28 protein-coding genes are annotated in these 23,879 nt (G+C 53.5%); 16 read left to right on the top strand and 12 right to left on the bottom strand.

The window, feature by feature from the left end; translation table 11 throughout:
* Positions 1–51 precede the first annotated feature (51 nt).
* Positions 52–510: a hypothetical protein gene (locus QEN58_RS13860; RefSeq protein ID WP_280104212.1), complete on the bottom strand. Its 459-nt coding sequence runs from the start codon at positions 508–510 to the stop codon at positions 52–54.
* A gap of 100 nt (positions 511–610) precedes the next feature.
* Between QEN58_RS13860 and QEN58_RS19470 the strand changes: the two genes are divergently transcribed.
* The 6 genes from QEN58_RS19470 to QEN58_RS13835 all read left to right on the top strand — a co-directional run bounded on the left by QEN58_RS19470 (position 611) and on the right by QEN58_RS13835 (position 3,636).
* Positions 611–988 carry an N-succinylarginine dihydrolase gene (locus tag QEN58_RS19470; protein ID WP_341870822.1) on the top strand — a complete coding sequence of 126 codons (378 nt, stop codon included), beginning with the start codon at positions 611–613 and terminating at the stop codon, positions 986–988.
* The gene (locus tag QEN58_RS19465) at positions 957–1,367 is read left to right on the top strand and encodes an N-succinylarginine dihydrolase (protein ID WP_341870821.1); all 411 of its coding nucleotides are present in this window, start codon (positions 957–959) and stop codon (positions 1,365–1,367) included. Before QEN58_RS19470 ends, QEN58_RS19465 begins: the two co-directional genes overlap by 32 nt.
* Entirely contained in the window at positions 1,368–1,505 is a 138-nt protein-coding gene (locus tag QEN58_RS13850; RefSeq protein ID WP_280104211.1) for an N-succinylarginine dihydrolase, read from the top strand.
* Between the two features lie 164 nt (positions 1,506–1,669).
* A complete protein-coding gene (locus QEN58_RS13845) occupies positions 1,670–2,605 on the top strand; it encodes an alpha/beta hydrolase (protein WP_280104210.1) in 936 nt (311 codons plus the stop codon).
* A gap of 76 nt (positions 2,606–2,681) precedes the next feature.
* Complete coding sequence (locus QEN58_RS13840; protein ID WP_425270333.1) at positions 2,682–3,188, top strand: 2-thiouracil desulfurase family protein; 507 nt, start codon at positions 2,682–2,684, stop codon at positions 3,186–3,188.
* Positions 3,189–3,204: 16 nt separating this feature from the next.
* Positions 3,205–3,636 carry a GNAT family N-acetyltransferase gene (locus QEN58_RS13835; protein ID WP_280104208.1) on the top strand — a complete coding sequence of 144 codons (432 nt, stop codon included), beginning with the start codon at positions 3,205–3,207 and terminating at the stop codon, positions 3,634–3,636.
* Between the two features lie 138 nt (positions 3,637–3,774).
* Here QEN58_RS13835 and QEN58_RS13830 read toward each other — a convergent pair whose 3' ends face one another.
* Positions 3,775–4,722, bottom strand: a complete 948-nt coding sequence (locus QEN58_RS13830; RefSeq protein ID WP_280104207.1) for a DMT family transporter — start codon at positions 4,720–4,722, stop codon at positions 3,775–3,777.
* 99 nt (positions 4,723–4,821) lie between these two features.
* Between QEN58_RS13830 and QEN58_RS13825 the strand changes: the two genes are divergently transcribed.
* The gene (locus QEN58_RS13825) at positions 4,822–5,310 is read left to right on the top strand and encodes a MarR family winged helix-turn-helix transcriptional regulator (RefSeq protein WP_280104206.1); all 489 of its coding nucleotides are present in this window, start codon (positions 4,822–4,824) and stop codon (positions 5,308–5,310) included.
* 49 nt (positions 5,311–5,359) lie between these two features.
* Here QEN58_RS13825 and QEN58_RS13820 read toward each other — a convergent pair whose 3' ends face one another.
* Entirely contained in the window at positions 5,360–6,244 is an 885-nt protein-coding gene (locus QEN58_RS13820; RefSeq protein ID WP_280104205.1) for a LysR family transcriptional regulator, read from the bottom strand.
* Positions 6,245–6,333: 89 nt separating this feature from the next.
* Here QEN58_RS13820 and QEN58_RS13815 point away from each other — a divergent pair, with 89 nt between their 5' ends.
* The 3 genes from QEN58_RS13815 to QEN58_RS13805 all read left to right on the top strand — a co-directional run bounded on the left by QEN58_RS13815 (position 6,334) and on the right by QEN58_RS13805 (position 8,526).
* A complete protein-coding gene (locus QEN58_RS13815) occupies positions 6,334–7,089 on the top strand; it encodes an NAD(P)H-dependent oxidoreductase (protein ID WP_280104204.1) in 756 nt (251 codons plus the stop codon).
* Between the two features lie 58 nt (positions 7,090–7,147).
* A complete protein-coding gene (gene bluB / locus QEN58_RS13810) occupies positions 7,148–7,861 on the top strand; it encodes a 5,6-dimethylbenzimidazole synthase (RefSeq protein WP_280104203.1) in 714 nt (237 codons plus the stop codon).
* A gap of 206 nt (positions 7,862–8,067) precedes the next feature.
* Positions 8,068–8,526, top strand: a complete 459-nt coding sequence (locus tag QEN58_RS13805) for a GNAT family N-acetyltransferase (RefSeq protein ID WP_280104202.1) — start codon at positions 8,068–8,070, stop codon at positions 8,524–8,526.
* 61 nt (positions 8,527–8,587) lie between these two features.
* Here QEN58_RS13805 and QEN58_RS13800 read toward each other — a convergent pair whose 3' ends face one another.
* Positions 8,588–10,108 carry a sensor domain-containing diguanylate cyclase gene (locus QEN58_RS13800; RefSeq protein WP_280104201.1) on the bottom strand — a complete coding sequence of 507 codons (1,521 nt, stop codon included), beginning with the start codon at positions 10,106–10,108 and terminating at the stop codon, positions 8,588–8,590.
* A gap of 456 nt (positions 10,109–10,564) precedes the next feature.
* Between QEN58_RS13800 and QEN58_RS13795 the strand changes: the two genes are divergently transcribed.
* From QEN58_RS13795 to QEN58_RS13770, 6 genes are all read left to right on the top strand, one after another.
* Positions 10,565–11,041 (top strand): GNAT family N-acetyltransferase, encoded by a 477-nt coding sequence (locus tag QEN58_RS13795; protein ID WP_280104200.1) that lies wholly within the window; start codon positions 10,565–10,567, stop codon positions 11,039–11,041.
* 8 nt (positions 11,042–11,049) lie between these two features.
* Positions 11,050–11,961 (top strand): LysR family transcriptional regulator, encoded by a 912-nt coding sequence (locus QEN58_RS13790; protein ID WP_280104199.1) that lies wholly within the window; start codon positions 11,050–11,052, stop codon positions 11,959–11,961.
* Positions 11,962–12,111: 150 nt separating this feature from the next.
* Entirely contained in the window at positions 12,112–13,521 is a 1,410-nt protein-coding gene (locus QEN58_RS13785) for an amidase (protein ID WP_280104198.1), read from the top strand.
* Positions 13,522–13,573: 52 nt separating this feature from the next.
* Positions 13,574–13,801: a hypothetical protein gene (locus tag QEN58_RS13780; RefSeq protein ID WP_280104197.1), complete on the top strand. Its 228-nt coding sequence runs from the start codon at positions 13,574–13,576 to the stop codon at positions 13,799–13,801.
* Positions 13,794–15,287 carry a sodium:solute symporter family protein gene (locus QEN58_RS13775; protein WP_280104196.1) on the top strand — a complete coding sequence of 498 codons (1,494 nt, stop codon included), beginning with the start codon at positions 13,794–13,796 and terminating at the stop codon, positions 15,285–15,287. The genes QEN58_RS13780 and QEN58_RS13775 overlap by 8 nt, the downstream gene beginning before the upstream one ends.
* 76 nt (positions 15,288–15,363) lie before the next feature.
* Positions 15,364–16,686, top strand: coding sequence for a DUF2252 domain-containing protein (locus QEN58_RS13770; RefSeq protein ID WP_280104195.1), 1,323 nt, complete (start codon positions 15,364–15,366; stop codon positions 16,684–16,686).
* Positions 16,687–16,706: 20 nt separating this feature from the next.
* On the opposite strand, the gene QEN58_RS13765 is transcribed toward QEN58_RS13770, so the two are convergent.
* The 8 genes from QEN58_RS13765 to QEN58_RS13730 form a co-directional block, all read right to left on the bottom strand.
* On the bottom strand, positions 16,707–18,506 hold the full coding sequence (locus QEN58_RS13765) for a GGDEF domain-containing protein (RefSeq protein ID WP_280104194.1): 1,800 nt from the start codon (positions 18,504–18,506) through the stop codon (positions 16,707–16,709).
* 255 nt (positions 18,507–18,761) lie between these two features.
* On the bottom strand, positions 18,762–19,814 hold the full coding sequence (locus QEN58_RS13760) for an SPFH domain-containing protein (RefSeq protein WP_280104193.1): 1,053 nt from the start codon (positions 19,812–19,814) through the stop codon (positions 18,762–18,764).
* A 2-nt stretch (positions 19,815–19,816) separates the two neighbouring features.
* Positions 19,817–20,311 carry a nodulation efficiency, NfeD-like protein gene (locus tag QEN58_RS13755; protein WP_280104192.1) on the bottom strand — a complete coding sequence of 165 codons (495 nt, stop codon included), beginning with the start codon at positions 20,309–20,311 and terminating at the stop codon, positions 19,817–19,819.
* 191 nt (positions 20,312–20,502) lie between these two features.
* Positions 20,503–20,958: a hypothetical protein gene (locus QEN58_RS13750; RefSeq protein WP_280104191.1), complete on the bottom strand. Its 456-nt coding sequence runs from the start codon at positions 20,956–20,958 to the stop codon at positions 20,503–20,505.
* On the bottom strand, positions 20,946–21,527 hold the full coding sequence (locus QEN58_RS13745) for a hypothetical protein (RefSeq protein ID WP_280104190.1): 582 nt from the start codon (positions 21,525–21,527) through the stop codon (positions 20,946–20,948). The genes QEN58_RS13750 and QEN58_RS13745 overlap by 13 nt, the downstream gene beginning before the upstream one ends.
* Positions 21,520–21,963 (bottom strand): hypothetical protein, encoded by a 444-nt coding sequence (locus tag QEN58_RS13740; RefSeq protein ID WP_280104189.1) that lies wholly within the window; start codon positions 21,961–21,963, stop codon positions 21,520–21,522. The genes QEN58_RS13745 and QEN58_RS13740 overlap by 8 nt, the downstream gene beginning before the upstream one ends.
* Before the next feature lie 132 nt (positions 21,964–22,095).
* Complete coding sequence (locus QEN58_RS13735; protein WP_280104188.1) at positions 22,096–23,208, bottom strand: tetratricopeptide repeat protein; 1,113 nt, start codon at positions 23,206–23,208, stop codon at positions 22,096–22,098.
* On the bottom strand, positions 23,147–23,857 hold the full coding sequence (locus tag QEN58_RS13730) for a hypothetical protein (RefSeq protein ID WP_280104187.1): 711 nt from the start codon (positions 23,855–23,857) through the stop codon (positions 23,147–23,149). The genes QEN58_RS13735 and QEN58_RS13730 overlap by 62 nt, the downstream gene beginning before the upstream one ends.
* Positions 23,858–23,879: the final 22 nt, after the last annotated feature.

Below are 23,879 nucleotides of genomic sequence, written 5' to 3'. Positions count from 1 at the left end.
GGTCCTCTACAAGTGAGATTTTCAGCTACGTTTACCCTGAAAGTAAAAAGCCTAGTGATGAGGCGATGCCGACTGACGATGGGCCGCTTTGGGCACGTCTGTAAGCCTTGGATGATTAAAACGTCTATAGGAAGAAAAGGGTTGGTCTGAAGCTGACATGGGCCTCGACTCCATGTCAGCCTCTCTGCTGTGTGGGTCTCGATCCAGCGGGGCGCCGAAACCGGGCCCGCCTTTCATGGTGTTGAGATAGAGATCGTAGTCCTTGTACATCTCCTCGGTGGTGATTGCTTGCTTGTCACGCTTGACCTTGGCATCGGGGATCAGGCTCTCGTAGACGGGATTGCCCGGGTCGATGTCGCCGCCGCCCTGCAGCCAGTTGGAGGTGTTGGCATTCCCGGCGTTGACCTCTTCGAGGTAGCCGCGTCCAAAGTAGGAGCGGGAGAGGCCGCGCCACAGTACTGATGCGCTGACTCTCGTGAAGCCAGTCGCAGAATAGCGTGTCGTTGGCACCGATCTTGCGGCAGGTGATGGAGTAGCCGTCGCCGAAGCGTTGCACCTTGTAGAGAATAGGGCGCTTGTCGCGCAGTTCGAGGGTCTCCAGGCCGGCGAAGTGCCGCGATTGCCGGGTGTTGGCCATAATTCGGTCACGGTGAGCCTTGAGGGTTTCGCCGCCGCGGACGATGCCCAGGGTGTGCTGCCGCCTCAACAGCGCCCGGACATTGGCGCACTTCGCGATTTAGGTTTTAGCGGTAGCAACATGAAGTGCTGGCACGCGCCGCTAGTGAGGCCCCACAGTTGCTGCGGTTCCAGTATGTGGACGGCTAACGCGGGCACTATTACCCCCAGCATGGATGCACCCGATAGCCGGGTACACTTCACCCCAGCCAATCTACAGTCCAGCTTTCACCGTTACCTGGAGCCGCAAACGACTGGCCGCGTGCTGCAGGCAACCTTTCGTGACGAACAGCACTTCTCTCAACACCCGTAGCGGCGAGCGCGAACCCCAGCGCTTTCCTGCTCGACAAACCCTGGAAGCCAGTCAAGCGGTGGCCCGCCAGCATGGGTTAACGGAAGCACAAACGGTATTTGCCCAGCAGCACCCGGATGCTATCGATGCGGGTGTATTCCATAACGATGTCATTGCGGTGGGCAATGGCCCCGTGTTGCTCTACCACGAAATGGCCTTTCTGGACGAAGAGGGCACGCTTGACGAACTTCGTGCCAAAATGACCAGCCCGCTGATACTGGTGCGCGTGCCCTTGGAAGCGGTGAGCATGGAAGACGCAGTGGCCTCATATCTCTTCAACTCGCAGCTGCTCGGCCGTGTGCTGCTCACCGATGCTCTGTACGCTGATCTAACCGCGTGAGTGGAGCGCCACTACCGCAATCGCCTTGCCCCGGATGATTTGGCCGACCCACAGCTGGCGGAAGAGTCACTTGCCGCACTGGATGAACTCACTCAACTGCTGAAAATTGGCCCGGTTTACCCGTTTCAACTGGGGTAGTGTGTCATGTAGCGAGGGAAAATAATAAACGCCATGGCAGTGCCTTGGCGTTTTGGTTTAAAGTTTGTAGCGAAAGCTTAGCCGTCGCTTTGCCCGGCGTATGCGGTCAGGAGAGAGCAGTGCGACAATATATGCTGGCCTTGGTGATAGGAGTATTTTTAATAATGTCGACAGGCACTAATGCGAACGGCTTGGATTTCGAAGCGTTAGTGTCTGAGCAAGGCGCAACAGGCACACTGCCAGCACTTCAGCCGTTTGAAGCAAGGGATGGCACCACACTTTCATATCGGCATTATTCAAGTGAATCCGACACGACGCTGGTGCTCGTGCACGGCTCAGGTACCGACAGTCGATATCTGGCAACCTTTGCTCGCGGATTGGCAGCTTCAGGCGCCGCCGCTGTTTACACCCCTGATATTCGAGGGCATGGGCCATCTCCTGTTCGGCGCGGCGATATCGACTATATCCATCAGCTTGAGGACGATCTGGCTGATTTTATTTATCACGTCAAAACGGAAAACTCAGCAATAAACAGATTAGTGGTAGGTGGGCATTCGTCAGGCGGAGGACTTGCTATACGCTTTGCTGGTGGGGAGTACGGGCACCTTGCCGCTGCATACCTCCTGTTGGCACCCTATCTGGGGCACGACGCCTCTACCGTTCGTAATAACTCGGGGGGATGGGCTGAGCCGAGTGTGGCTAAAATTATTGCGCTATCTATTCTCAACAGGCTTGGCGTGAAAGGCTTGAATAGCGCGACCGTGCTGCGATTTAACTTACCTCCTGAGTATCGGGATGGGTCAGAGACACTGGCTTATTCTTATCGGCTGATGACGGGGTTTAATCCCTCTAACTACCCCGATGACCTTCGTTCTATCAATGTGCCGAGCCTTTTCCTAACCGGCGCCGAGGATGAAGCCTTTTTCGCCGATCGCTTTGAGTCTACCGTTCGACCGCATGTCCCTGACGCCGATATCGTCACTGTCCCCGGCACATCGCACTTGGGGCTGTTAGTGAATGAAGAAGGCATTGAAATAGTGCGTCAGTGGCTTCAAGCGCGAAGCAGGACATCATCGACGTCTACTTTTGAAAACAGCTAAAGTTTGATGGGTGATAATAAGAAGAGAGCACTCAGTTAAGGGCATATGAAGTATCAGTTTTAAGTTAACCACCGTACTGGAGACCGGCAATTTGAGAAAAGTATTAATGAGCGCCTATCTTTTGGGTAAAAAGGTTCGCTATGATGGTGGTGCCCTTTCCGTGGATGATCAGATCGTTGAGCGATGGCGTTCGGAAGGTCGAATTGTTTTTGTCTGCCCTGAAGTCGAGGCAGGGATGAGCATTCCCAGACCACCCGCAGAGATTTTCAATGGCAGCGGTGAGAGCGTATTAAATGGCGAGGTCGATGTTATCGAAAAAGCTGGGGGCAAGGTAACCAATGAGTTTTTAGCAGGTGCTTCTATCGCCTTGAACTTGTGTCATAAATACAATATCGATATTGCAGTGCTTGCTGAGTTCAGCCCTTCATGCGGAAGCTCCGCTATTTATGACGGTACTTTCTCTGGCAAAAAAATACCGGGCATGGGGGTGACAGCTGCCCTGCTCCGTGAACATGATATTCAGGTGTTTAATCAGTATGAGATAGCGGATGCCAATAAAGTGCTTATTGGAGAAATTGTCTGAACGAAGTAGTTAGAGAATGGATATAACCCCTATTATTCGGCCGACAAATGACAAAGCGTTCGCGGAAAACATAATTCTTCAGAATATGTCAGCCTACTACAAACAGTTGGATATGCGCTGGGATACAGCGCTGTTTGATAAACAGTGGGGTGAGTTAGATAGCTACGAGTTAGTCATAAACGCTTCACGAGTGGGGCTGCTATGCATAAATCACGATGAAAACGCTTACTATATTAGAGAGCTGCAGATTGCCCCACTGTGGCAGCGTCAAGGCTTAGGTTCAGCGGCAATCCGCTACACGAATGAAATCGCCCAGCAGTCGGGCATCCGCTTACTTCGGCTGCGTGTGTTTTGTATCAACCCAGCAATCGCGCTATACGAGCGTATGGGGTTTCGCGTGCGTAAAACCGAGGGCGGGACTCACTATATGGAGCGGAGCGTTCTTTAGCTATACAACTAACATCGTTTAATGATTCTGCTGAACTCTTCTATTCCCGATTCTTGCCAAATTCTATACCCATTAATTAACGAGCCCATATTGCTTTTGCAAGCGCTTCTAGTCACTCCTAATAACACCCTCTTCATCCTATTCCTTAGCTTGGCCGCTTGGAAAACGCTTGGCTTTGCCAATATTAAGCAGGGCAATACCTGCACCAATTAAAAGAGTACCTAGTAGCAAGCCCTCGGGGGCGGCTTCTCCCTGCAACACGATGGCGACCGGGACACCCACTATGGCGCCCACGGAGCCCAACAGGCTCAGAAACACCGGGCCACCACTTTTCTGCAACAGGAAGAGCAGTAAAAACTGGCCTGCGAAGACCAACGCTTGAACGGCTATCAGCATGATCGGCAGGGAGCGGTCTGTCGTAACGTTCAGTGAGAAGCCCGGCAGAAACCCCACGCTGAGTAGAATAACGGCAGCGGCAATGAGCATCCCCGGCGCCAGTGCATCGCTGGATACGCCTTCTGGCCAGCGCAAGGTTCTGTAAAGATTGCCGATGGCTAGCAGTACGGGCCCGATTAAAGCGAGGAGAATCCAGAGATAATCAGCATCAGGCGCAGAAAGTTTATGGAAGGCTAGGGTGACGGCCCCTGCCAGGGCTGATATTACTCCCGCCGCACGCAACAATTGGAACCGCTCCATTTTTAATACTAGTGCGCCGACATAGGTGAGCAGAGGTGGCAGGGTGATGATTAATGCCACGAACCCAGCACCCACATGGGGGACCGCAGAGAAAAACAGCAGGTTGGCACCCGCTACGCCCAGCAGCCCTGAAATAGCGTAATACTCAACGGTGCGAACGTTGACCGGCGGCAGATTGCCGCGGAAGGCGGCGAGAACTAATAGAATAAGCGCCGCCCCTGAAATTGACCAAAACAGAAAAGCGAGCGCCGGTAGCTGAATGTCACCGGCAAGTTTCGCCAAATTAGTCGATAGACCCAGCAAGGCACCGCCGGCTAGCAGGTATAGCAGTGGGGCAAGCCAAGATTTTTTAAGTGAGTGAGTTGTGCGGGCAGTGCTTGATAACGTCATTGGCGAAGTTCTCATTCGTACCGTTTTTTGAAAATATCTTGATATCAAGGTATGTGCGATTAATCTTGACGTCAAGATAATTAGGCGCAGAATACGCTGATGGATCATGTAGACAACATTCTTAAACAGTGGCGACAGGAGAGGCCCGACCTTGACGTTTCGCCGATGGGTACCATTGGGCGAGTCAAACGGCTGAACCATACTTTAATGCGCGCAATGGAAAAGACCTGGGCGAAATATGGTCTTAATGACGCGAGCTTTGATGTGCTGGCAACTCTTCGCCGTGAGGGGGCACCCTACGCGCTATCGCCGGGGGATTTGATGGCGTCCACAATGGTGACATCGGGCACCATGACTCACCGTATCAACCAGTTGGAAAAGTCGGGCTTGATCGAGCGAGTCAAAAACCCTAATGATGGTCGTGGCTTTTTAATCTCTCTTTCTCAAGACGGATTTGATTTGATCGACGAAGCAGTGGCCGCCCACGTGGACACACAGGCGCAGCTAGTGGGTTGCCTGACTGAAGAGCAACGAGCGCAACTCGATGATCTGCTTAAGCAGTTTTTAGCGGGATTTGAGCAGAAGTGAGGTGTGCTGTAGCAGCAGGATAGTCATTATTTAATCCGCACATTTTCCATTAAGTGGTAAGCGTCCTGCCTCGAACCCCCTCTGTTATCGCCTCCATAAACGCGCGAACCCTGGCCACATGGCGCATATCCGGATGAGTGAGGAGCCAAAGTTGGGTAGTGAGTGCGTCAATGGGCTCGCTTAGCCTGAGAAGCGCTGCATCGGCATCGCCAAGGTAGCAGGGCAGTATCGCAATACCTGCCCCGTGGCGTACCGCTGATTGCATGCCCAGCATGCTGTCCAGCCGGTAGGCGGTGCTTTTATCCATCATCCACTTTTCAAGTTTTGCATCGCCCAGATGAACATCCGGACCGATCCAGCTTTCTGATGTTAGTGACGCTGGCTCTAGCGGATGCGGGGCGTTTTGCCAGAGCGCCTTTTGGCCATAAATTGCCTGGTAAATATCGCTTATCTTGCGGCCTACCAGAGTTTCGGGTGGCTGTTGAGTTGGGCGGATTGCGATATCGGCCTCCCGCCGAGACAGGCTTTGCAACTGATTGGAGATGACTATCTCCAGCGTAATTGCCGGGTAGCGCTGACGAAAACTTGCCATTAGAGGCGAGAGCATCCCAGCAAACAGCGTATCCGTAGTGGTGATGCGCAGACTGCCGGTTAGATTGAGATCCTGCCCGATAATACGGCGTTCGGCGCCGATGATTTCGCTTTGCACGCGCTTGGCTGACGCCACTAAGTCTTCCCCAGCCAGCGTTGGTATGTAGCCGTTTCGGTGGCGCTCAAACAATGCCACCCCCAGTCGTCGCTCCATCTCGCTTAAACGCCTAAATACCGTAGCATGGCTGATACGTAGCTCACGGCTGGCGCCTGATAGCGAGCCCCTCTGGGCAACCGCTAATACAATTTGTAGGTCGTCCCATCGTATGTGCTGTTCATTCATGCAAGCCAGGTTCTCATTTTTGGCTAATGTGTTTGCGCTTACGAACAGGTTAGCCTGTTGTCGAACCAACCAACAGGGGAAGGCACCGTATGAATGTATTAATCGTATTGGCCCATCCAGAACGCAAGTCGTTTAATGGGGGGCTGGTGAATGTGGCGGTAAACCAGTTGGCGGAGGCTGGGCACTCGGTAGAGGTGGATGACCTTTATGCCGAGCAGTTTGATCCGGTTGAGCGTGCAGAGCACTATCCGCATCAATCCGTGGACGCGGACTACTTCTATCCCCTCAATGAGCAACGGGCTCACTATCAGCAAAACACCCTGCCGCTGGACGTTCAACGTGAGTTGGCGCGGCTGGAGTGGGCGGATTTGGTGATTTTCCAGTTTCCTCTATGGTGGCATGCCACGCCCGCTATCCTGAAAGGCTGGCTTGATAGGGTGCTGGTGTATGGCGGGCGCTATACAAGCCGCATGCGTTACGACCGGGGCTACTATCGTGGTAAGCAGGCGATGCTTTCAGTTACCACGGGTTCACCGGAAGAAACGTTTCAGCCTTTCGGCCGCGCTGGCAACATGGTGCACTGGCTGTGGCCCATGCACGCATCGCTGTACTACGTTGGTTTTGACGTGTTAGCGCCTCAAGTGAGCTACGGCATTCAGGGCGGTGGTATCCGTTATCAAGAGGAAACCGACATCGCTGGCCATCTAGCGACATGCAAAGAAACCTTGGCCTCTCGTCTGGTAAGCCTGGATAGTGAGCGACCCATTCCCTTTACCGGGTGGAATGACTGGGACGATAACGGCGTTTTACGCCAAACGAGCCCGCTGCGCTGGCGACTGGGTTGAGCTCGTGTAGACTCTGCAGTGTCTATAACATTGATCAGCAAAAGGCCTCGCCAGCGCAATGACTCATTCGAACTACCATTTTTCCGATGCTGAGCGGCGTGGGCTTTATCGCGCTATATATGAGCGGCGCGATGTACGCTCGCAATTTCTGCCCGACGCCATTCCTCCCGAGGTATTAGCGCGGCTGCTCAACGCGGCACACCATGCGCCTTCGGTGGGGTTTATGCAGCCTTGGGATTTCATCGTGATTGAAAGCCGTAGCGTCAGGGAAACGGTGCTGGCACTGTTTGAGCAGGAGAACCAGAAGGCCGCCGAGCAGTTTGAGGGGGAGCGCCATGAGCGTTACTGCAGTCTCAAGTTACAAGGCATTATGGAAAGTCCGCTTAATCTTTGTATTACCTGCGACCGCAGCCGGGGTGGCCCCCATGTACTGGGGCGCAATAGCATTATAGAGACCGACTTATTTAGTACCTGCTTAGCAGTGCAAAACCTTTGGTTGGCGGCGCGGGCCGAAGGCATCGGCGTTGGGTGGGTGAGTATTCTTGACCAAGAGCAGCTACGTACGGCGTTGAACTTGCCTGAACACGTTTATCCGCTGGCGTACCTTTGCCTTGGCTATGTCAGCGAATTTTTAGGCCAGCCGGAGCTTCAAGCGAAAGGGTGGCGCTCGCGACTGCCGCTGAATGAGTTAGTGCACAGCGATAGCTGGGGGCAGCCGCTCGGGGATAGTCCCCTTGAGGCAGCGCTGAGTGAGCCGCAAGAGCGTTTGTGACCACTGCCTTACTCTATCGGCACTTTGGGATGAGTGGCTAAAGCAGTTCCTGGCGGGGGGTGAGTAGGAGAGCTGATTACCACGGGAGCATTAGCCATTATTACGCCATCTATTAAGCAGACTGATAAAACGGTTACGTCTTAGGAAGGCCTTCTCCTGTAGACTTGGCGTCTAAAAAATAACGCACTGAGTGGGAGTTAATCAGTATGTCCTTACATTTTCGCTGGTCGCGGTTCGATGAACTCAGCACGCGTGATTTTTATGAGGTTGTCAAAGCGCGTGAATCGGTGTTTGTGGTGGAACAGGAGTGTGCTTATCAGGAAGTGGACGAACTGGACCCGCTCGCCTGGCACCTCTTGGCAACCGAAAGTGGACAACTGGCTGCTTATGTCCGTCTGGTAGGGCCTGACGACAAGTTCGCCGAGCCCTCGATTGGCCGAGTGATAACCCTCAAAGCCTTTCGCGGTCGCCAGTATGGGCGTGCGTTAATGAGCGAAGCTATTCGCTTTACTGAACAGACTTATCCTGGCCTGGGCATCAAGATTGGTGCTCAGGTTTATCTTACTGCCTTCTATGCATCTTTCGGTTTTGAAGCTGTTAGTGCCCCCTATGATGAGGATGGCATACCGCATGTCGATATGTTGAAACCTCCCGCATGCCCTTAAGTGAACTCATGCATGGCGATAAGCAGGGGCAGCCACTGAAACGTGGTTGATGAGAAAGCCTCTATAAAGAGGGTCTGCTCTTTGTGCCTAGATCATCTGTGCTGTGTTTGCGTCGTTTACTCTTATCTTCGTACATGCGCTCGTCTGCCAGCTCAAACACCTGCAGAGGAGGCACTTCGCTGGAGCTGGCGAATCCCAGGCTCAAATGAAGCGGCAGTTCTTCATGCTCACCGGTAACAGTGTCTATGGTGCAACGCTGTTCAGGTAAATTCTCTCTGATCAGGCTGGCCATACGCTTGGCTGCCGTCAGATCGGCAGAGGGATACAGAATGACGAATTCATCGCCACCGTAGCGTGCCAGTATGTCGCTGTCTCTGCAGTGAAGTTGCAGGTATTTGGCAACGCTAGAAATCAGTTGGTCGCCTGCGACATGTCCATAATGGTCGTTCACTGCCTTGAGCCTGTCGACATCCATCATCAGCACAGCAAAATCCAGGCTCGGCGCCTGGGCCTTGCCCTGAATACTCATCTCCAGCGCCGATTCCAAGAAGCCTCTGTTATAAAGGCCGGTTAGCCCGTCACGCTCAGCGGTTTTCTTTAACTCCAAATGCAGCAATTTGTTCTCGGTAGCGGCCGCCAGTTGGTCGGCAAATAGCGAAAGTATTTCCTCCAAACCGTCGTCCCGACTGGGAGCTTTCACTATCAACCAACCTTCGTAAAAGCTTAGGCGCCCGTCCATGGAAGCGGCATATAGTCTCGCACCTTCGTCTGTTTGTGGCAGTGTGTTTGACTTTCCTCTTTGGCCATGAACGTTAGCCAATAGGCGCTTTAGCCGCTTTTCATCCTTTGGATCTAGCCCTGCAACCGTCGCGTAGCGTGTCATTTCAGAGCGTTGCCGCTCTTGTAAAAAAACAGCAAAACCGTAGTCGGGGAAATGGGCATATAGGTGGTTTAAGGAGGCATCCAGCAGGGAAGGGATATTGGTAGCGCGATTTGCGACCGTGCCTAGATCCAGTAGGGCATGAAAGACTCGGTTCTGAAACTTAATCTCGCCAATGCTGCGGACGATCTGACGATTCTGACTGTACATTACGCGGCCTATGGTTAGAAAATAGACCAGTGCCCCCGCCCATTGGTAGATATCTAAATGGTTGCTCACATAGGGACGAAAATTGAACCCTGTTAGAGCGCTTCCGATCATGGCCGCGCTAGAAAAAAGTGCAGCTGAAACAAACATCTTTCGCAGTCCACCGACCACTAAGTTGTTCATCAAACAGGCAAGCCCCATGGTGATGGTGGCTAAAGCATAAAAATCCAGTACGCCGCACCAAAACCCGAACAGCAAGCAGTCGAAGAGAAGGTTCCTGAACTCGGCACGCTTAGAATTCTGGGCGCTTGCCGCAAGCGCATAGGCGACTCCAGGCCATAGCAACAGCAGCATCCCAGGCAGAATCAATATCCAGCCGCTGCCTTCTATTACTGCTATCCATACGATTAAGCCGAATGTATGGCAAATGGCAAAAATGCGCGGGGCAATGGTCGCCAATGCAAGACGGTGTGGGCGTCTGAATGAGAGTTGCATTCGTGAGTCTTTACTCAACGTTATTTGATTAACAGACTAGCACCTAAGAGGTTAAGGCGTCCTGTTCTAACATTAGGTGGGGAGCGCTTTATTTCCTAATGCTTTAGTCTCTGTAAGGGCGTATCTATTGGTTATGACCAAACATACTCGTAACGGGCTAGTAAAGGCTTGCATGCTCGCGAACTGCTTATTTGATGCCCTCTGGCTTAAGGACGGTAAATTGAAACGGGCGCTTTGCTTATAATCTTAATAAGAGGTTTCTCAATTGCATTGCTGCCTTGTCTTAAGTGTGCAAGTACTTTCAAGTTGAGATAAACCCAATCTGGTTGCAGTTTTGTAAAAGTTAACAGCGTTAAAACCTCTGGCTAGCGGTGCGTTTGGGAGGTATTGGTGCTGGTCAGCCTTACCATATATCGCTACTGTGTTTTATTTTGCTAAATAAGTCAGGACGATATCATGCAAAGCGATATTACCCTTCAGCGGCTAAGCGCCGAAGACCCTAATGCTGCAGTCGTTGCAGGCTGGATATTCGAAGCCTGGGGTCATTTGCACCCTGGGCTCACACTGGAACAAGCCATTGATCGCACTAAAGCCAAATGCGGCCAGGCTGGCGTACCTTCCATCTTTGTTGCAACACAAGGCGCTGTCCCCGTTGCCACCGCCAGCCTAGTTGCTGATGATATGAGCATACGTCATGAACTTACCCCTTGGCTGGCCTCCGTATTTGTCTTGCCTAAATGGCGAGGGCAGGGTATTGCCTCTGCGTTGGTACGCCGAGTGGAAGCCGAAGCAACTGCGAGTGGTTTTGATCGCTTCTATCTCTATACGCCTGATCAGCAGGCGCTCTATCGGCAATTGGGTTGGCAGGATGTAGAAAGGCTTGAGTACCGAGGTGAAAACGTAACAGTGATGTCACGGCAGATGGAGCTTTAAGGGGGCTTATGATCAGTGGCCGTGCATTACGCTACTTCGATACTGTGGCTCGGTGCCGTTCGCTGCGCCAAGCCGCTGCACAACTGCATATTGCCCCCACGGCGATTAGCCGCCAGATTGATTTACTGGAACATCAGCTTGGCGCACCACTTATCGAGCGCGGCCCCAATGGCATTAGCCTAACGGCGGCGGGAGAGTTGTTGGCTGCCCAGGCGCAACGTACTCTGCGCGACCTAGAGCGAGTGCAGGAGCATATTGCCGACCTCAAAGGTTTACGTACTGGCCGGGTAAGTTTGCAGGTGGCAGAAGGCGTTGTCGCTGGCTTGCTAGCGCCTACGTTAGCCAAGATGGGGCAGCGCTATCCCCATTTGAGTTTTGATATCGGGATCGTCAGCGCTAGCCAAATGGTGTTGGCGCTGCGCCGAGGCGATGCAGATATTGGCCTGACGTTTTTTATGCCCCGGCATGATGACATTGTGCCCTTTGCTAGCGCCGAGTTGCACCACCATGCAGTGATGGCTCCAGGCCATCCATTGACCGCAGCTTCTGAGGTGAGTCTTCACTCCCTGGCAGCGCACCGGCTGATCCTGCCTGATGAATCTTATGGCGTGCGCCAAGCGCTGGAGCACGCCGCTCACCAGGCCGGGATAGTTCTGGCTCCCACCTTTAGAACCGCTTCACTGGAAACTCAAAAAGCACTAGCCCTTAACGGTGCAGGTGTTCTGGTATTGCCACCGATGGCGGTAGCCCGGGAGTGCCAATTAGGTCAACTCGTGAGTATTCCCTTGGCTTCTTCAGAGCTTGAGGCCGCGCGGATTGATCTTTGCGTTTATCGCCATCGCCAGCGCAGCTTTGCCACCGAGGCGTGCCTTTCGCTGCTGGCAAGTGCCCTACAAACATTGCCAGACTCGTCCTTCTGAAAGATGTTGAAAGCGTAGAGTGCACACAAAAAGTGGACACGCTGCGGTCAAGATTGAAATAGCAGAAGACACGGTGTGGGTTCATGCTGAGACTGTTGATAACGAAAGCCTGAAAACAACAGTTTTAAAACAATAGCAAAGGGTAATGTGATGCCTGAACTACACCAACTCACCGCCACTCAATTAATTGATGGCTACCGAGCCCATAGGTTCTCGCCAACTGAAGTAGCCTGCGCACTGGTTGAACATATCGACGTCTGGGAACCGCACATTAATGCGCTGTATGCCTATCAGCCTGATGCGTTCATTAAAGCAGCCGAAGCCTCCACCCAGCGCTGGGCTAAGGGGCAACCTAGCGGCGCGCTAGATGGCGTGCCGGTGACCCTTAAAGAGTTGATTGCCACCAAAGGGATGCCAGTCCCGGTGGGAACCGGGCTTGGCGAGCAGCCCGTTGCCAGCGAGGATGCTCCCCCCGCTGCCCGATTAGCGGAAGATAACGCTCTGCTGCTGGCGAAAACTACCTGCCCCGACTTTGGCATGCTCTCATCCGGGCTCTCGTCGTTTCATGGTTTGACCCGCAATCCATGGGATTTAGCTTGTAATACCGGCGGCTCAAGTGCGGGTGCAGGCGCTGCGGCTGCTGCTGGGTTTGGGCCGCTACATGTGGGCACCGATATTGGTGGCTCGGTACGCCTCCCTGCGGCGTGGTGCGGTGTGGTCGGCTTTAAGCCCACGTTGGGCCGGGTACCGATAGACCCTTATTATGTAGGCCGTTGTGCCGGGCCAATGACCCGAAGCGTAACGGATGCCGCGCTGATGATGACGGCGCTTGCCCGCACAGATCGACGCGATGCGATGCGCCTGCCGCCGGAAACGATTGACTGGATGGATTTGGAGCTCGACGTTAAAGGTTTGCGAGTGGGTGTGATGATGGAGGCGGGTTGCGGGTTACCTTTGGATGATGAGATTCGCCACCACGTGGAACTGGTCGCACAGCAATTGGAAGCCGCTGGGGCAACGCTGGTGCCGATGGCGCCAGTGCTGAACCGCGAAATGTTAGATGGGCTGGATCACTTCTGGCAGGCCCGTCAGTGGGGCGAGCTGTTAAAGCTCTCGGCTAACGAGCGTGAGCAAGTATTGCCTGCCATTTTAGCCTGGGCCGACGGTGGTGCACACTTAAGTGGCGTTGACGCGGTGCACGGTTTTCAGCAAACCATGGCGATGCGACGCGCCACCGAAGCCGTGTTTGATGAGGTCGATGCGGTGATTTCGCCCACCACACCCAATATCGCCTTTCCGGCTGAGTGGCCATCGCCCACCAATGATCCTCGCCAGCCCTTTGAGCACATTGCTTACACCGTGCCCTGGAACATGGGTGAGCAGCCTGCTATTTCACTTAATGCTGGGGTCAGCCGTTCCGCTATTTCCGCCAATATGCCGATAGGTGTGCAGTTGGTTGGCCCCCGCTTTGCCGATCACTTTGTATTGAAGCTGGCGCGGCAGTTAGAGGAACGCTTAGCGCTGCCAATACGCTGGCCTACGCTGCCAGTCGTTAAATGAAGTTTGAAGTTAATTAAAAAAATCGGTCTTTAAAAAACTAAGGGGAACATTCATGCGACGTTTATTGGTACTGCCTACCTCCCGGGCGGGCTGGGGGCTGTTAATTGCTTTTTTGGCACTGGTGCTGGCAGGTACGTGGCCGGTGATTGGTTGGGTAAACAGAGCCACCTTAGTGATGGGGCTGCCGTTGTTAGTGGTGTGGAGCTACCTGGTGATTTTTGCCTGCGTCGTGGTGATGCTGATCGGCAATCACATTGTGGAGCGAGACGATCATGAATAGCCCTTGGCCACTTTTGATTACCTTGACCTATGTCGCCATTGCCATGGTGATTGGCCTACGTGCCAAAGCAGGGCGTTCCATGAATAGTTTGGAGGAGTGGGGCGTGGCGGGCCGCAGCATGGGGCCGGTGACGCTTTATTTACTTATAGCCGCCGGTAGTGTGAGTGCTTACACCTTTATGGGAGCGCCCGGTTGGGCTTATTCAAAAGGCGTCGCGGTATTTTATGTAGCGATCTACCTTGCTTACCTGGCATTGATAGCGTGGTACTTCGGGCCGAAGGTGTGGCAGTTCGGCGAGCAGTTTGGCCACGTTACCCAGGCAAGCGCCATTGCTGACCGCTATCAAAGTCCTGCGCTGGGAGCACTGGCAGCGCTGGTGATGGCGATCGGCTCTATTGCCTATGCGGTACTGCAAACCATTGGTTCAGCGTATATCTTGTTCGTGATGAGCGGTGGTTTGATTCCCATTTGGTTGGGGGTTGTGCTGGTGCTGGCCTGCATTGCCGTCTATCTCTACGCCAGCGGTCAGCGGGCGATTGGGCGCACCAATGCCTTTCAAGGTGTGTTGATGTTGATCGTCGCCTGGGCCGTTGGCCTGTGGGCAGTGCACAGCGCTACCGGTGGCTTAAGTTTTGCGGGAGTATTCGAGCGTATCCAAACTGAGCATAGCGAGTTTCTGACGCTGCCGGGGGCTGGCGGCGATATGAGCTTTAGTTTCTGGACGACCTCGATCATCGTTTCAATGTTCTCGTTTATGCCGCCGGTGTGGACACAGTGGATGAGCGCTTCCTCTGCACGCACTATTCGCCGTAGCGCAACTTGGCTGCCCACTTATTACGTGGTTATTTTGCCCATGGTGGTTGTCGGCTTTATCGGAATTTTTTCGCTGCCCGAGCTGGCCCGGGCCGACACTGTGGTACTCGAATACGCCATGCAGCACTTGCCGGTGGTATTAGTGGGACTGCTCGGCGCGGGTACCCTGGCAGCCTCAATGTCTTCCAGCGAACCGTTTATTCATTCGGTATCGCTATCACTCAGCAAGGATGTACTTCAGCCGGTGTTAAAACTCTCTAATGGTGTTACCGGTAAACTCGCACGGCTGCTGATCCTACCCATTATGTTCTTAGTCGTAGCGCCGCTCGCCATTGCTGAGCCTGGCAGTTTGGTAATGATTCTATTGGTGGGGCTGGGATTTGCCTCGCAGGTGCTGCCTGCTTTTATCGGCATGTTCTTCTGGCCGCGGGCTTCTCGCTTGGGCGTCATGGCGGGGATCGTGGTGGGCTTTCTGATTACCGTCGCGTTTACTACTCTTTGGCCACACCCAATGGGTATTCACGCGGGCTTCTGGGGGCTGATGCTCAATCTGCCGGTATTTGTCGCCGTCTCATTGATGACGCCTGCTACCGGCGCTGAGGTGGTGGAGCGCTTCTTTCGTATTGCCGCCCCACGAGGTTTTACCCAACGGGGACGTCGAGCTGTGGTGTGAGTGCTGACTTAATCTATTCATGGTTATCGACTACCTTTGTACCAACGCATTTTTTTGCATCCACAAAGGCAATTCGATGAGCCATGCATTGACTGAACATAACCGCCCTCAGCAGGTGATTGAGGCTACCCAGCAGGCGAATAACGCCTTACCAACGGCCACCCGCCAAGCCAAGTACGCCAAAATGGCCGCGTCGCCTTACCGCTTTTTCCGCGGTAGTAATCATTTGTATTGGAATGACGTATGGCACGATTGGCGTTTTGCCCTGTTTGGCGGCTGGCCGGAGACCCAAACCTGGCTGCAGGGCGACGCCCACGTCTACAATTTCGGTGCTTATGGTCACCACGATGACCAAGTGCGCTACGGCATGGATGACTTCGATGATGCGCTGATTGGCGACTACCAGTATGACCTGTGGCGGCTGGCTATCAGCGTCGTATTAGATGCTCGTGAAAATGCTGAACTGGATCCAAAAGCGATTGATAAAGCGCTTAAAAAGTTAATAAAAGGCTATTACCAAACGCTGGTCAATCATGTTGATAGTCAGCCCGTACACGCTGTGACCCTTGAGAGTGCCAAGGGACTGCTTAAGCCTTTTATGAGTAAAGTCGCCGATAAGCAGAGCCGTGCTCGCATGCTCGAAAAGTGGACGACTCTAGATGAGCAGAAAGGCCGCCAGTTCGCCGAACGGCTTGGTAAGCTCGCTAACCTGCCGGCGGATGTGGCCAGCCAACTACGCCGCTTGATTGAGCAGGAGTATCAGCAAACGCTGCAACACGCTATTAAAGAGAACGATCCCCACCATTTTCGCGTCAAAGATACAGCGCGACGCTTGGATGCAGGCACCGGTTCGTTGGGCGTGGAACGCTATTACGTCTTGATTGAAGGGGGCGTCGAGCACGAGCACGATGACATCATCCTGGATGTTAAAGAGCAAGTACCTCCAGAAGCGTTTCGGTTAATGGATAAAAAACAGCAGCAGGCGTGGCGTAAGCTGTTTCCTAACGAAGCCATCCGCCATGCGGCGGCTTTCCACGCTATTGCCGAGCACCCAGACGCCTATCTCGGCTGGCTAACCATGAATGGAAAGGTGTTTTCGGTGCGTGAGCGCTCGCCCTTCAAGAAAGACTTTCCAACCCATAAACTCTCTGGTGGTAAGTCATATCGAAAATTGGCCCGGCAGTGGGGAGAAATTCTCGCCCGTGAACACCTGCGCGGTGCCCAGGCGCTTAACCAGGGTGACCCAACACGCTTTGCCAAGGCCGTTTGCCAACGATTGAAAGGGCGTGAAGACCTGTTTGTTGAGGTAGTGTCGACACTGGCGGTAGCTTACGCCGATTGCACAGAGCAGGACTATGCTGTGTTTATTGATCACTTTCTGTCGGCGGAGTCTGCTTAATTAACCAACACCATGAGAGATTATTGCGGCTGTTGCTTAGCGAGCATATATCCCTTCTCTTCTAGTGTATTTTCCCATACTACACAGCGGTTCCGGCCGCTGTGTTTGGCTTGATAAAGCGCTTCATCGGCAAGACGTAGCAGTTTCTTAGGGTCTTGAGTGTGATCTGGATACGTTGCAACACCGCAGGAGAGCGTGATTTTCCGCATTGGGGTACCTTGATAGGCAAATGCCTGATGAGCAATGGATGTTAGCAGCGCCTTTGCGCGAGATTCGGCAGCGATCCGAGAGGTGGCGGGTAGCAAGGCAACAAACTCTTCACCTCCAAAGCGACAGATCACGTCCAGATCCCGTAGGTGGTGACGTAGTAATAGGGCGATTTCGACCAGTACAGCGTCACCTGCATCGTGACCAAAATCGTCATTAATCTGTTTGAAATGATCCACATCCAACATTAATACGGACAGTTGACTGGCATGCTGCTTAACTCGCTGACACTGGTGCTCGAATGCCGTGTCGAAATGGCGTCGGTTGTGCAAGCCTGTTAACGGATCTTTGCGTGAGAGCCCTTCCAGTTCCTGAACTAACCGGTCGAGGTCGGCCGTTCGCGCCGCTACCTGCTGTTCAAGGGTCTCATTGGCCATCGCAAGCTGTTGCTGTGTATGCCGGTAGTGCCATAGAAAAATAGCCGCGTTAGCTAACGAAAAAGCCAGCGTGCCGTAGCTCAAGGGCACACTGCGCCAGCCCACAAAACCGTGGGCGACTGCCATGTCAGCCAATAGCAGCGGGGCAAAAAAAGTGAAACTCACTACTAAAAGCCGTTGTTCAAGGGTGAGCCGTTGAAAGCGCATGAGCGCAAGCGCCAGCATTATGGGAAGCGTTAAGGCTAGCATGACATCAAATACGGGGAAGGTTAGTGAAAGACTCACCATCCCAAGTTGAACCAAACCAATCGCAAGCACCAAGTACACCAAGTGAATGACCCATAGGTGCGTTATCCAGCGCTTAGCAGTCCCTTCCAGCCAGTAGCTAAGCAACAGCCCTAATGCCACAGGCAACGTGTAGTAGCTGCCCGCTCGGAGTGTGTCCCAGGCCAGTGGTCCATCGGCAATGAATTGACGCGCTGGCGTCTCCGCAAGCAGCATCAGTCCCGAAGCGTAGGCAAATAACGCAATAGACCCAAAACCACGGCGTTCGGGGCCTATTATGGCGAAAATGGTAGCCAAAACAGCGAGTACTAAAACCAAGGCACTCACGCCGAGATCCTGGGCGGAGTCATGGATAACTTGCTTAAGGACCTCAATACGCTCCATTATCTGGACTTGGCCCCATAAGCCAATACTGGTGTAGTTAGAGTAAAAGCGAAAGGTGAGCGTCTGCCCGGCGGCATTTTCTGGTAGGTCAATCATGTGCCAGGGCCAGCCTGCAAAATCGCCTTTGCCCTGATCGTCAAATTCACCATATTGATAGATCAGTTTGTCGCCGAGATAAACTTGCCCAATCAAATTGATACTGGTGATAAAGAGCACTGGATCGCTCCAATCACCGGCGGGCACTGTGGTGCGTAGCCAGAGATGTTCGTGCCCCTCGCGGCCCGGTGGGTTGGAAGGGGAAGCAATCGACTGCCAACCGGTTGAGCCACTTTGCAGCCATTGAGGACGCTTATCGGCATCGTAAGGAGAGTCGCCCCAGCGATACTCCCAGCTCTGCAGGGGATATGGCGGAGAAGCAGCTTGGAGGCTGCTTGAAGAAACCAACAGCATGGCAATTGCCATCACAAACAGAAGGCCATAATGAATGGCGTACCCACGAAGCAGCATGGTGAACGTCCTGATTTCCAACAATATTGCATTCCACCGATAAAGGCATCAACCAACGACACAAGCAACGAGTGATGCTGCATGATGCCCGTGCATCTGGGCATTGGCGCTCAGTTTAGCTAAAAATTGGTTTAGATGATGAGTGTTGCTTCAACGGTTGGCTGTGGGTAATAGAGAAATAAAATCAGCATTAAAAAAACCGAGCCTTTTAGGGCTCGGTCGATCGCATTTTTAGCCTGTGCTTTGATAATGCGGTTAGGAACCGCTAGCGGCGCCGCCTACAATTCCACTGCGAAAATCACTGTCAACGTGATTACGGTTCTTAAGATGGTTAGCCACAGTATCTTCGGGCGAACCTGCCATTTCTCGGAACATACCCATAGAGCCAAGCAGGGCAGAGGATTCGTAGGGCACGAATACCCGCTCACCATCTTTCGCCATATTGGGTAATACCTTGATATAGCTCTGACCCAGCAGGTAACCCACTACGGTGCGCTTATTCTCTTCGCTATCGCCAATCGCACTAAGCACCAGTTTAATCGACTCCTGCTCACCCTGGGCGCGCAGAATCGCCGACTCTTTATCACCTTGTGCGTTGAGGATCGAGGATTCACGCTGGCCCTGGGCCATCGCAATCGCCGCTGATTTTTCACCCTCTGCTTCGGTGACGGTGGCACGGCGTTTCCGCTCGGCGGCCATTTGCAGACGCATGGCGGTTTCCACTTCTTCGGGCATGGCGATGTCTTGTACTTCAACCCGGGAGATTTTGACCCCCCATTTAGACGCAGGCTCTTCCATCGCGGCCTGAATTTCATTATTCACTTCCGCGCGGGACTCAAACAACTTATCCAGTTCCATCTTGCCGACCACCGAGCGTAGCGTGGTTTTGGCCAGTACTTCGACGGCTTGGCTCATGTTCTCGACTTCATAGACCGCCCGCTTGGGGTCAATGATCTGATAGTAAAGGGCGCCGTTAATGCGCACGGTGACGTTATCGGTGGTAACAACCGGCTGGCCCGGGAAATCCATCACCGTTTCGCGGCGATCGATACGCGTTTCGTCTGAGGTGATGGCTGTGTACTCCTCACCCATTTTGCGGTAACGCAGCATGGTGATCGCACGAGGTTGTTCTATAAACGGGATAATAATGTTAATGCCGCTTTCTAAAACGCGGTGGAACGAACCAAGACGCTCCACCACCATGACTTCCGATTGGCGAATAATAATCAAGCCTTTAGAGATGATCAGTATGGCAATCACAACAATAATAAGGCTTATTAATAAACCTGGGCTTATAGGTAAATCCATCGTTAAGGCTCCTTGCGTTGGGAATTTTCATCTTGAGGGTCGATTTCTACAGGCTGGGGCAACGTGACCAGCGCAGTGGTGCCCTCAAAACGTTGGAACACGACCGGTGTTCCATTGGGTAAATCCGTTTCACCGCTTTCAAGCACGCGTAAACGGTAGAAATCGCCGTTTACCTTAATGCCGGTGGCATCGTCAAAATCCCGGCGCAGCGTCTTATAGCGATTGCCTTTTTCGACGCCAGTACCTGTTGTGCCATAAGCAACGCCGCGGGGTGAGAAGCGTGGACGAATGATCATGATGCATAGTGGCAGCAGTACACCCGCAAAAATAGCCATGCTGAGCAGTTGCCAGGGGAGCGTTAATCCCAACGCTGTAACGGCGGCGGTAAGTGCCGCGGCAATGCCCAGCGCAAGCAGCACCATTGCGCCAGAAGTCAGCTCTGCCAAACTTAATAGTAGGGCGAGTACCAACCAGCTATAAGCCGGGTTCCAGTCCATGTGCTCTCCAATGCTAGCGACGAGGGTTGCTCAACAGAGTAACGCACTTAGTATCAATATTGCTGGTAACAGCATTTAAATGTTATCGGGGTTTTTCTGCGGGAATTCGTCTTTGGCGTCAGCACGATCAACGAAGCGGTCCGCCTTGTTGGGCATAGGATACATCCGGCTCAGTCATCTATTCCATGGAGTTAGCCTAGGTAGAGGGCATTGATCTTGCCCTGCTGTTCATCGACATGGCGCTGATAGGTGGCGTCGTCCATATCTCGCCAGAAGCGCGGATCACGACCGCTGTGCCGGTCATGCTCGCGGGTGGTGGGGTCGGCCGGCCGATCCTGTTCTAACATGGGCAAGTCCGGCAACGGCTGGGAGACGTCCATATAGCGCTGCAGCATGTCCCAGGTGGCGCGTTGCTCGAGGTGGCTCTGGGTGGCGCCGAACATGCCGACCAAGCGCACCTGCACCTCATCGATGTAATGCACCAGGCTCAGCGAGTACAGGGGTGAGCCCTGGGGGTCCGGGGTACTCAGCAGATGGCAGTCGAACTCATGGAAAGGCAGCGTATAGCCGACCTTCCAGGCGGTGCGCTTCTTGCTGGAATCGGCGAAGACGGTCACCTGGCCGGTGCGGCGATTCAGCTCCCACATGGGGCCCGGCTGCATGCCGGCGGCGAAGTTGGGAGCAAGGCGTTGCACCAGCGATGCCCCCCCCATATAACAAAGAAGATCATGAACACAACAAGGGGGATTAACCAACCATGGAACCCTAAAAAGCTGGAGATAAAGCTACTGCCTCTTACTTGATTCGCCGAAACAATAGCTAAAACTATTGTGGTAACTAAAAAAACAGGAAAAGCAAAGAACAACCCTCCTAGCCCTAATATCCTTGCTATACCGAAGAAAAAGGCGCGCTTGGTATGGCTGGTAAAGCGGATACACTCCTCGTCCCAGCGCAGCGGCTGATCGGCACGGTATTTGGGATCTTCTAGCCTGACCATGGCCGGATCGGCCTCACGCTCGCGCAGCTCCTGCGGCTTATTATGCTGCCACCCGTGCATCGGGCTGATATCCACGCTGGGCTCACGATGTGCCAGGCGCTCGCCACCCGCGGCGAAGGTACGGAACTTACGCGAGTGTTGGCATTCGCCTGCAGGGCGTCGATGCAACTGGTCGGGGGTGTAGGCCTCCTCGGCGTAGGCATGGGGCGTATTAGCCATCTGTTACTTCGTCCTTGTCAGTCATCTCGTCGGCCCAATAGGGGCGGTCAACTTCGGTAAAGTCCGGCGTGAGGCGTGTGCTCTGCGGGATATCGGCGGGATCTTTCAGCGGCGCCGGGGCCGGCAGCACCCGGGGAAGGTGAGGCACGCCACGTGGCGCCTGTGCTTGTTCCCATTGCACCCGCACCGCCCAACCATGGCGGGTCCGTGTCCTGCGCCTCCCCGTGCCGCGAGTCTCGTTGTTTGGGGTATGCACGTAATATTCCACGCCGTGGGCGGTATCACGCTGGAAGAGGGGTTGACTATCCCTGTCATCGGACTCCATATCGCCCGACGACCAGCCAAGCTGCACTCCCTTCGAGATCAAAGGTTCATCGACTGCCTGTTGTCTGCGGAGGTGCGGCTGAATCTCCCAACCGGCGGCGAGGCCAGCCAAGTTGCTCTCGACCGTAATGCGGGTATTGGCGGTGGGAGAGCGGGCCTCCTGGTAGCGCCCAGCTATTAAGTGACCACATCAACGGCAGTAATAAAACGAATAGCAGACGCGTTGCTTTTGCCATATCTCTACTCAGAAACCAAAGCGTTGTGGAAATCTAGAGAGCGGTGGCTGACGGCCTATCCATTCCGCTTCCGCTAACGCCTTAGCCTCCTGGCGTTCACTTTCATCCAACTTATCTTGGTTTCGACTCATAAGGCTGCTTGGAGCATTATCGCCATCCAGCTCATGTGATAGGGCATAAAGTATTGCCCATCCTTTAATAGGATCTTCTTCATTAATACAACGTTGATCGGGGGGGTAGGACGGATCAAGGTAACACCAGCCTAAGCCAAAACGGTTACTATAACTTCCGTTATCTGATGCTTGCACCATCCACTGCCAGCTAGCCTCGAAGTCTTCTTGCTCTCGATTGACACGCTCCATTTGTTCCATAGCGGGTACATAACCCTGCTCGGCCGCACGGCTAAACCAGCTCTCGGCAGCTTCTAAGCGGCGGTTTTTCGTAAAATACCAGCCTCTCCCGCCCATGATTCGGCGGCCCCACGTGTTTTGGGCTTCGGGAAGCCCGGCTTCGGCAGCTCGCTTTAGCCACTTGCTTGCCCGGGTTGGAATGCCCAGGAAATTGTACACAGAGGTTACCCAAGAGGTATCGAGGTTGGCGTAGATGTAGTACATCGCCAGCATGGCCTCCGGGTCACCTGCTTCAGCTTTGGGTTGGGTGATTTCCAGCGCGGCTTCACGCCAGCCTTTTTCTTGCCAATCATCGCTGCCCTCGGGGCATCTGTCGCCGACGATACAGGCGCCGCCTTGAAATAAGCGAAGCATGGCATAGGGATCGCCTTGTTCGGCAGCCTTTAAATACCACTCCATGGCTTCAGTCGTTAAGCCCATATTACGCAAACGATGTACTTCAGCCAGGTAGTACATCGCTTCCACATCACCCGCTTCTGCTGCGGGTTCCAAATATGGAATGGTTTCTACCGATATGCCAAGGCCATAGAGGCGCATACCTTCATCTTTGGCGGCCTGGATGTCCGCTGGCAGCGCCCAGCTATTCAGTGACCACATTAATAGCGCAGCAAACACACTTTTTTTTAATAACATAACGTAAAGTACCTCTTTAATTTTCACGATAACGAACCCGCCTACCACGCGCAGAGGAGTAATATCCACGATAGTCATCAATATCCGATCCTAGTCGGCGAGAGATCGTAAAATAACTTTGTTTTGCGTCATCTACTCCATTCTCTCCTTTGCCATTTCTTCGCATAAACTCATCCAACTCTTCGCGATTATGGCAGTAAGCCTCCACCCAGGAAGAGTTGCTATCAAACTGACCTGTTTGGGACATTCTTGCCACGGCCCGTTCAAACAGATGCTCAGCGGCCTCTCGACTGTAGCGATTGTCCAAATATCCTTGCTCCAGCCACTCCACATACTGGGCAATCGCGATTTGCTGTAGATCGATTGCCCGTCCTCTATCAATTTCATCCCCGTTGGCGTCGACCGGATGATTAAACCAACCGGGAGAGGTGGTCAGCGTATTCAGTAGCGGCCCCAATGCTTCCGGCGGGAGATGCTGCACCCAGGAACACATTTCTTTTTGCCGAGGGTCGTTTACAAATGCATAAGGCACCATCCCCGCTCGGTCGCTTTGGGTCATTAACTCGTAAAGGCGCTTAATACCGTCGATGCCTCGGGCGGCCAGTAGGCTCACATCCAGCAGGGTGGTGGTGGCCAGATAGGAGAGGTGGCTAAAGCCTTCAAAGGCATCAGCATCTACCCAGTCGACAAATCCGTAGTCATTGTCGCGCAGTGCCTGGCTCAGCATCATCATCCACAGATTAAGCTGC

Origin of the sequence: Halomonas alkaliantarctica, assembly GCF_029854215.1 — a bacterium.
GTDB classification, from domain to species: domain Bacteria; phylum Pseudomonadota; class Gammaproteobacteria; order Pseudomonadales; family Halomonadaceae; genus Vreelandella; species Vreelandella alkaliantarctica_A.
Note: the sequence above shows the minus strand (reverse complement) of the source record. Positions and strands in the feature narration are given on the sequence as shown.

Coding starts and splice junctions, on each gene's coding strand:
- QEN58_RS13845 (WP_280104210.1), top strand. CDS start 1,670: ATGTCGACAGGCACTAATGCGAACGGCTTGGATTTCGAAGCGTTAGTG.
- QEN58_RS13835 (WP_280104208.1), top strand. CDS start 3,205: ATGGATATAACCCCTATTATTCGGCCGACAAATGACAAAGCGTTCGCG.
- QEN58_RS13830 (WP_280104207.1), bottom strand. CDS start 4,722: ATGACGTTATCAAGCACTGCCCGCACAACTCACTCACTTAAAAAATCT.
- QEN58_RS13825 (WP_280104206.1), top strand. CDS start 4,822: ATGGATCATGTAGACAACATTCTTAAACAGTGGCGACAGGAGAGGCCC.
- QEN58_RS13820 (WP_280104205.1), bottom strand. CDS start 6,244: ATGAATGAACAGCACATACGATGGGACGACCTACAAATTGTATTAGCG.
- QEN58_RS13815 (WP_280104204.1), top strand. CDS start 6,334: ATGAATGTATTAATCGTATTGGCCCATCCAGAACGCAAGTCGTTTAAT.
- bluB (WP_280104203.1), top strand. CDS start 7,148: ATGACTCATTCGAACTACCATTTTTCCGATGCTGAGCGGCGTGGGCTT.
- QEN58_RS13805 (WP_280104202.1), top strand. CDS start 8,068: ATGTCCTTACATTTTCGCTGGTCGCGGTTCGATGAACTCAGCACGCGT.
- QEN58_RS13800 (WP_280104201.1), bottom strand. CDS start 10,108: ATGCAACTCTCATTCAGACGCCCACACCGTCTTGCATTGGCGACCATT.
- QEN58_RS13795 (WP_280104200.1), top strand. CDS start 10,565: ATGCAAAGCGATATTACCCTTCAGCGGCTAAGCGCCGAAGACCCTAAT.
- QEN58_RS13790 (WP_280104199.1), top strand. CDS start 11,050: ATGATCAGTGGCCGTGCATTACGCTACTTCGATACTGTGGCTCGGTGC.
- QEN58_RS13785 (WP_280104198.1), top strand. CDS start 12,112: ATGCCTGAACTACACCAACTCACCGCCACTCAATTAATTGATGGCTAC.
- QEN58_RS13780 (WP_280104197.1), top strand. CDS start 13,574: ATGCGACGTTTATTGGTACTGCCTACCTCCCGGGCGGGCTGGGGGCTG.
- QEN58_RS13775 (WP_280104196.1), top strand. CDS start 13,794: ATGAATAGCCCTTGGCCACTTTTGATTACCTTGACCTATGTCGCCATT.
- QEN58_RS13770 (WP_280104195.1), top strand. CDS start 15,364: ATGAGCCATGCATTGACTGAACATAACCGCCCTCAGCAGGTGATTGAG.
- QEN58_RS13765 (WP_280104194.1), bottom strand. CDS start 18,506: ATGCTGCTTCGTGGGTACGCCATTCATTATGGCCTTCTGTTTGTGATG.
- QEN58_RS13760 (WP_280104193.1), bottom strand. CDS start 19,814: ATGGATTTACCTATAAGCCCAGGTTTATTAATAAGCCTTATTATTGTT.
- QEN58_RS13755 (WP_280104192.1), bottom strand. CDS start 20,311: ATGGACTGGAACCCGGCTTATAGCTGGTTGGTACTCGCCCTACTATTA.
- QEN58_RS13750 (WP_280104191.1), bottom strand. CDS start 20,958: ATGTGGGAGCTGAATCGCCGCACCGGCCAGGTGACCGTCTTCGCCGAT.
- QEN58_RS13745 (WP_280104190.1), bottom strand. CDS start 21,527: ATGGCTAATACGCCCCATGCCTACGCCGAGGAGGCCTACACCCCCGAC.
- QEN58_RS13735 (WP_280104188.1), bottom strand. CDS start 23,208: ATGACTATCGTGGATATTACTCCTCTGCGCGTGGTAGGCGGGTTCGTT.
- QEN58_RS13730 (WP_280104187.1), bottom strand. CDS start 23,857: ATGCTGAGCCAGGCACTGCGCGACAATGACTACGGATTTGTCGACTGG.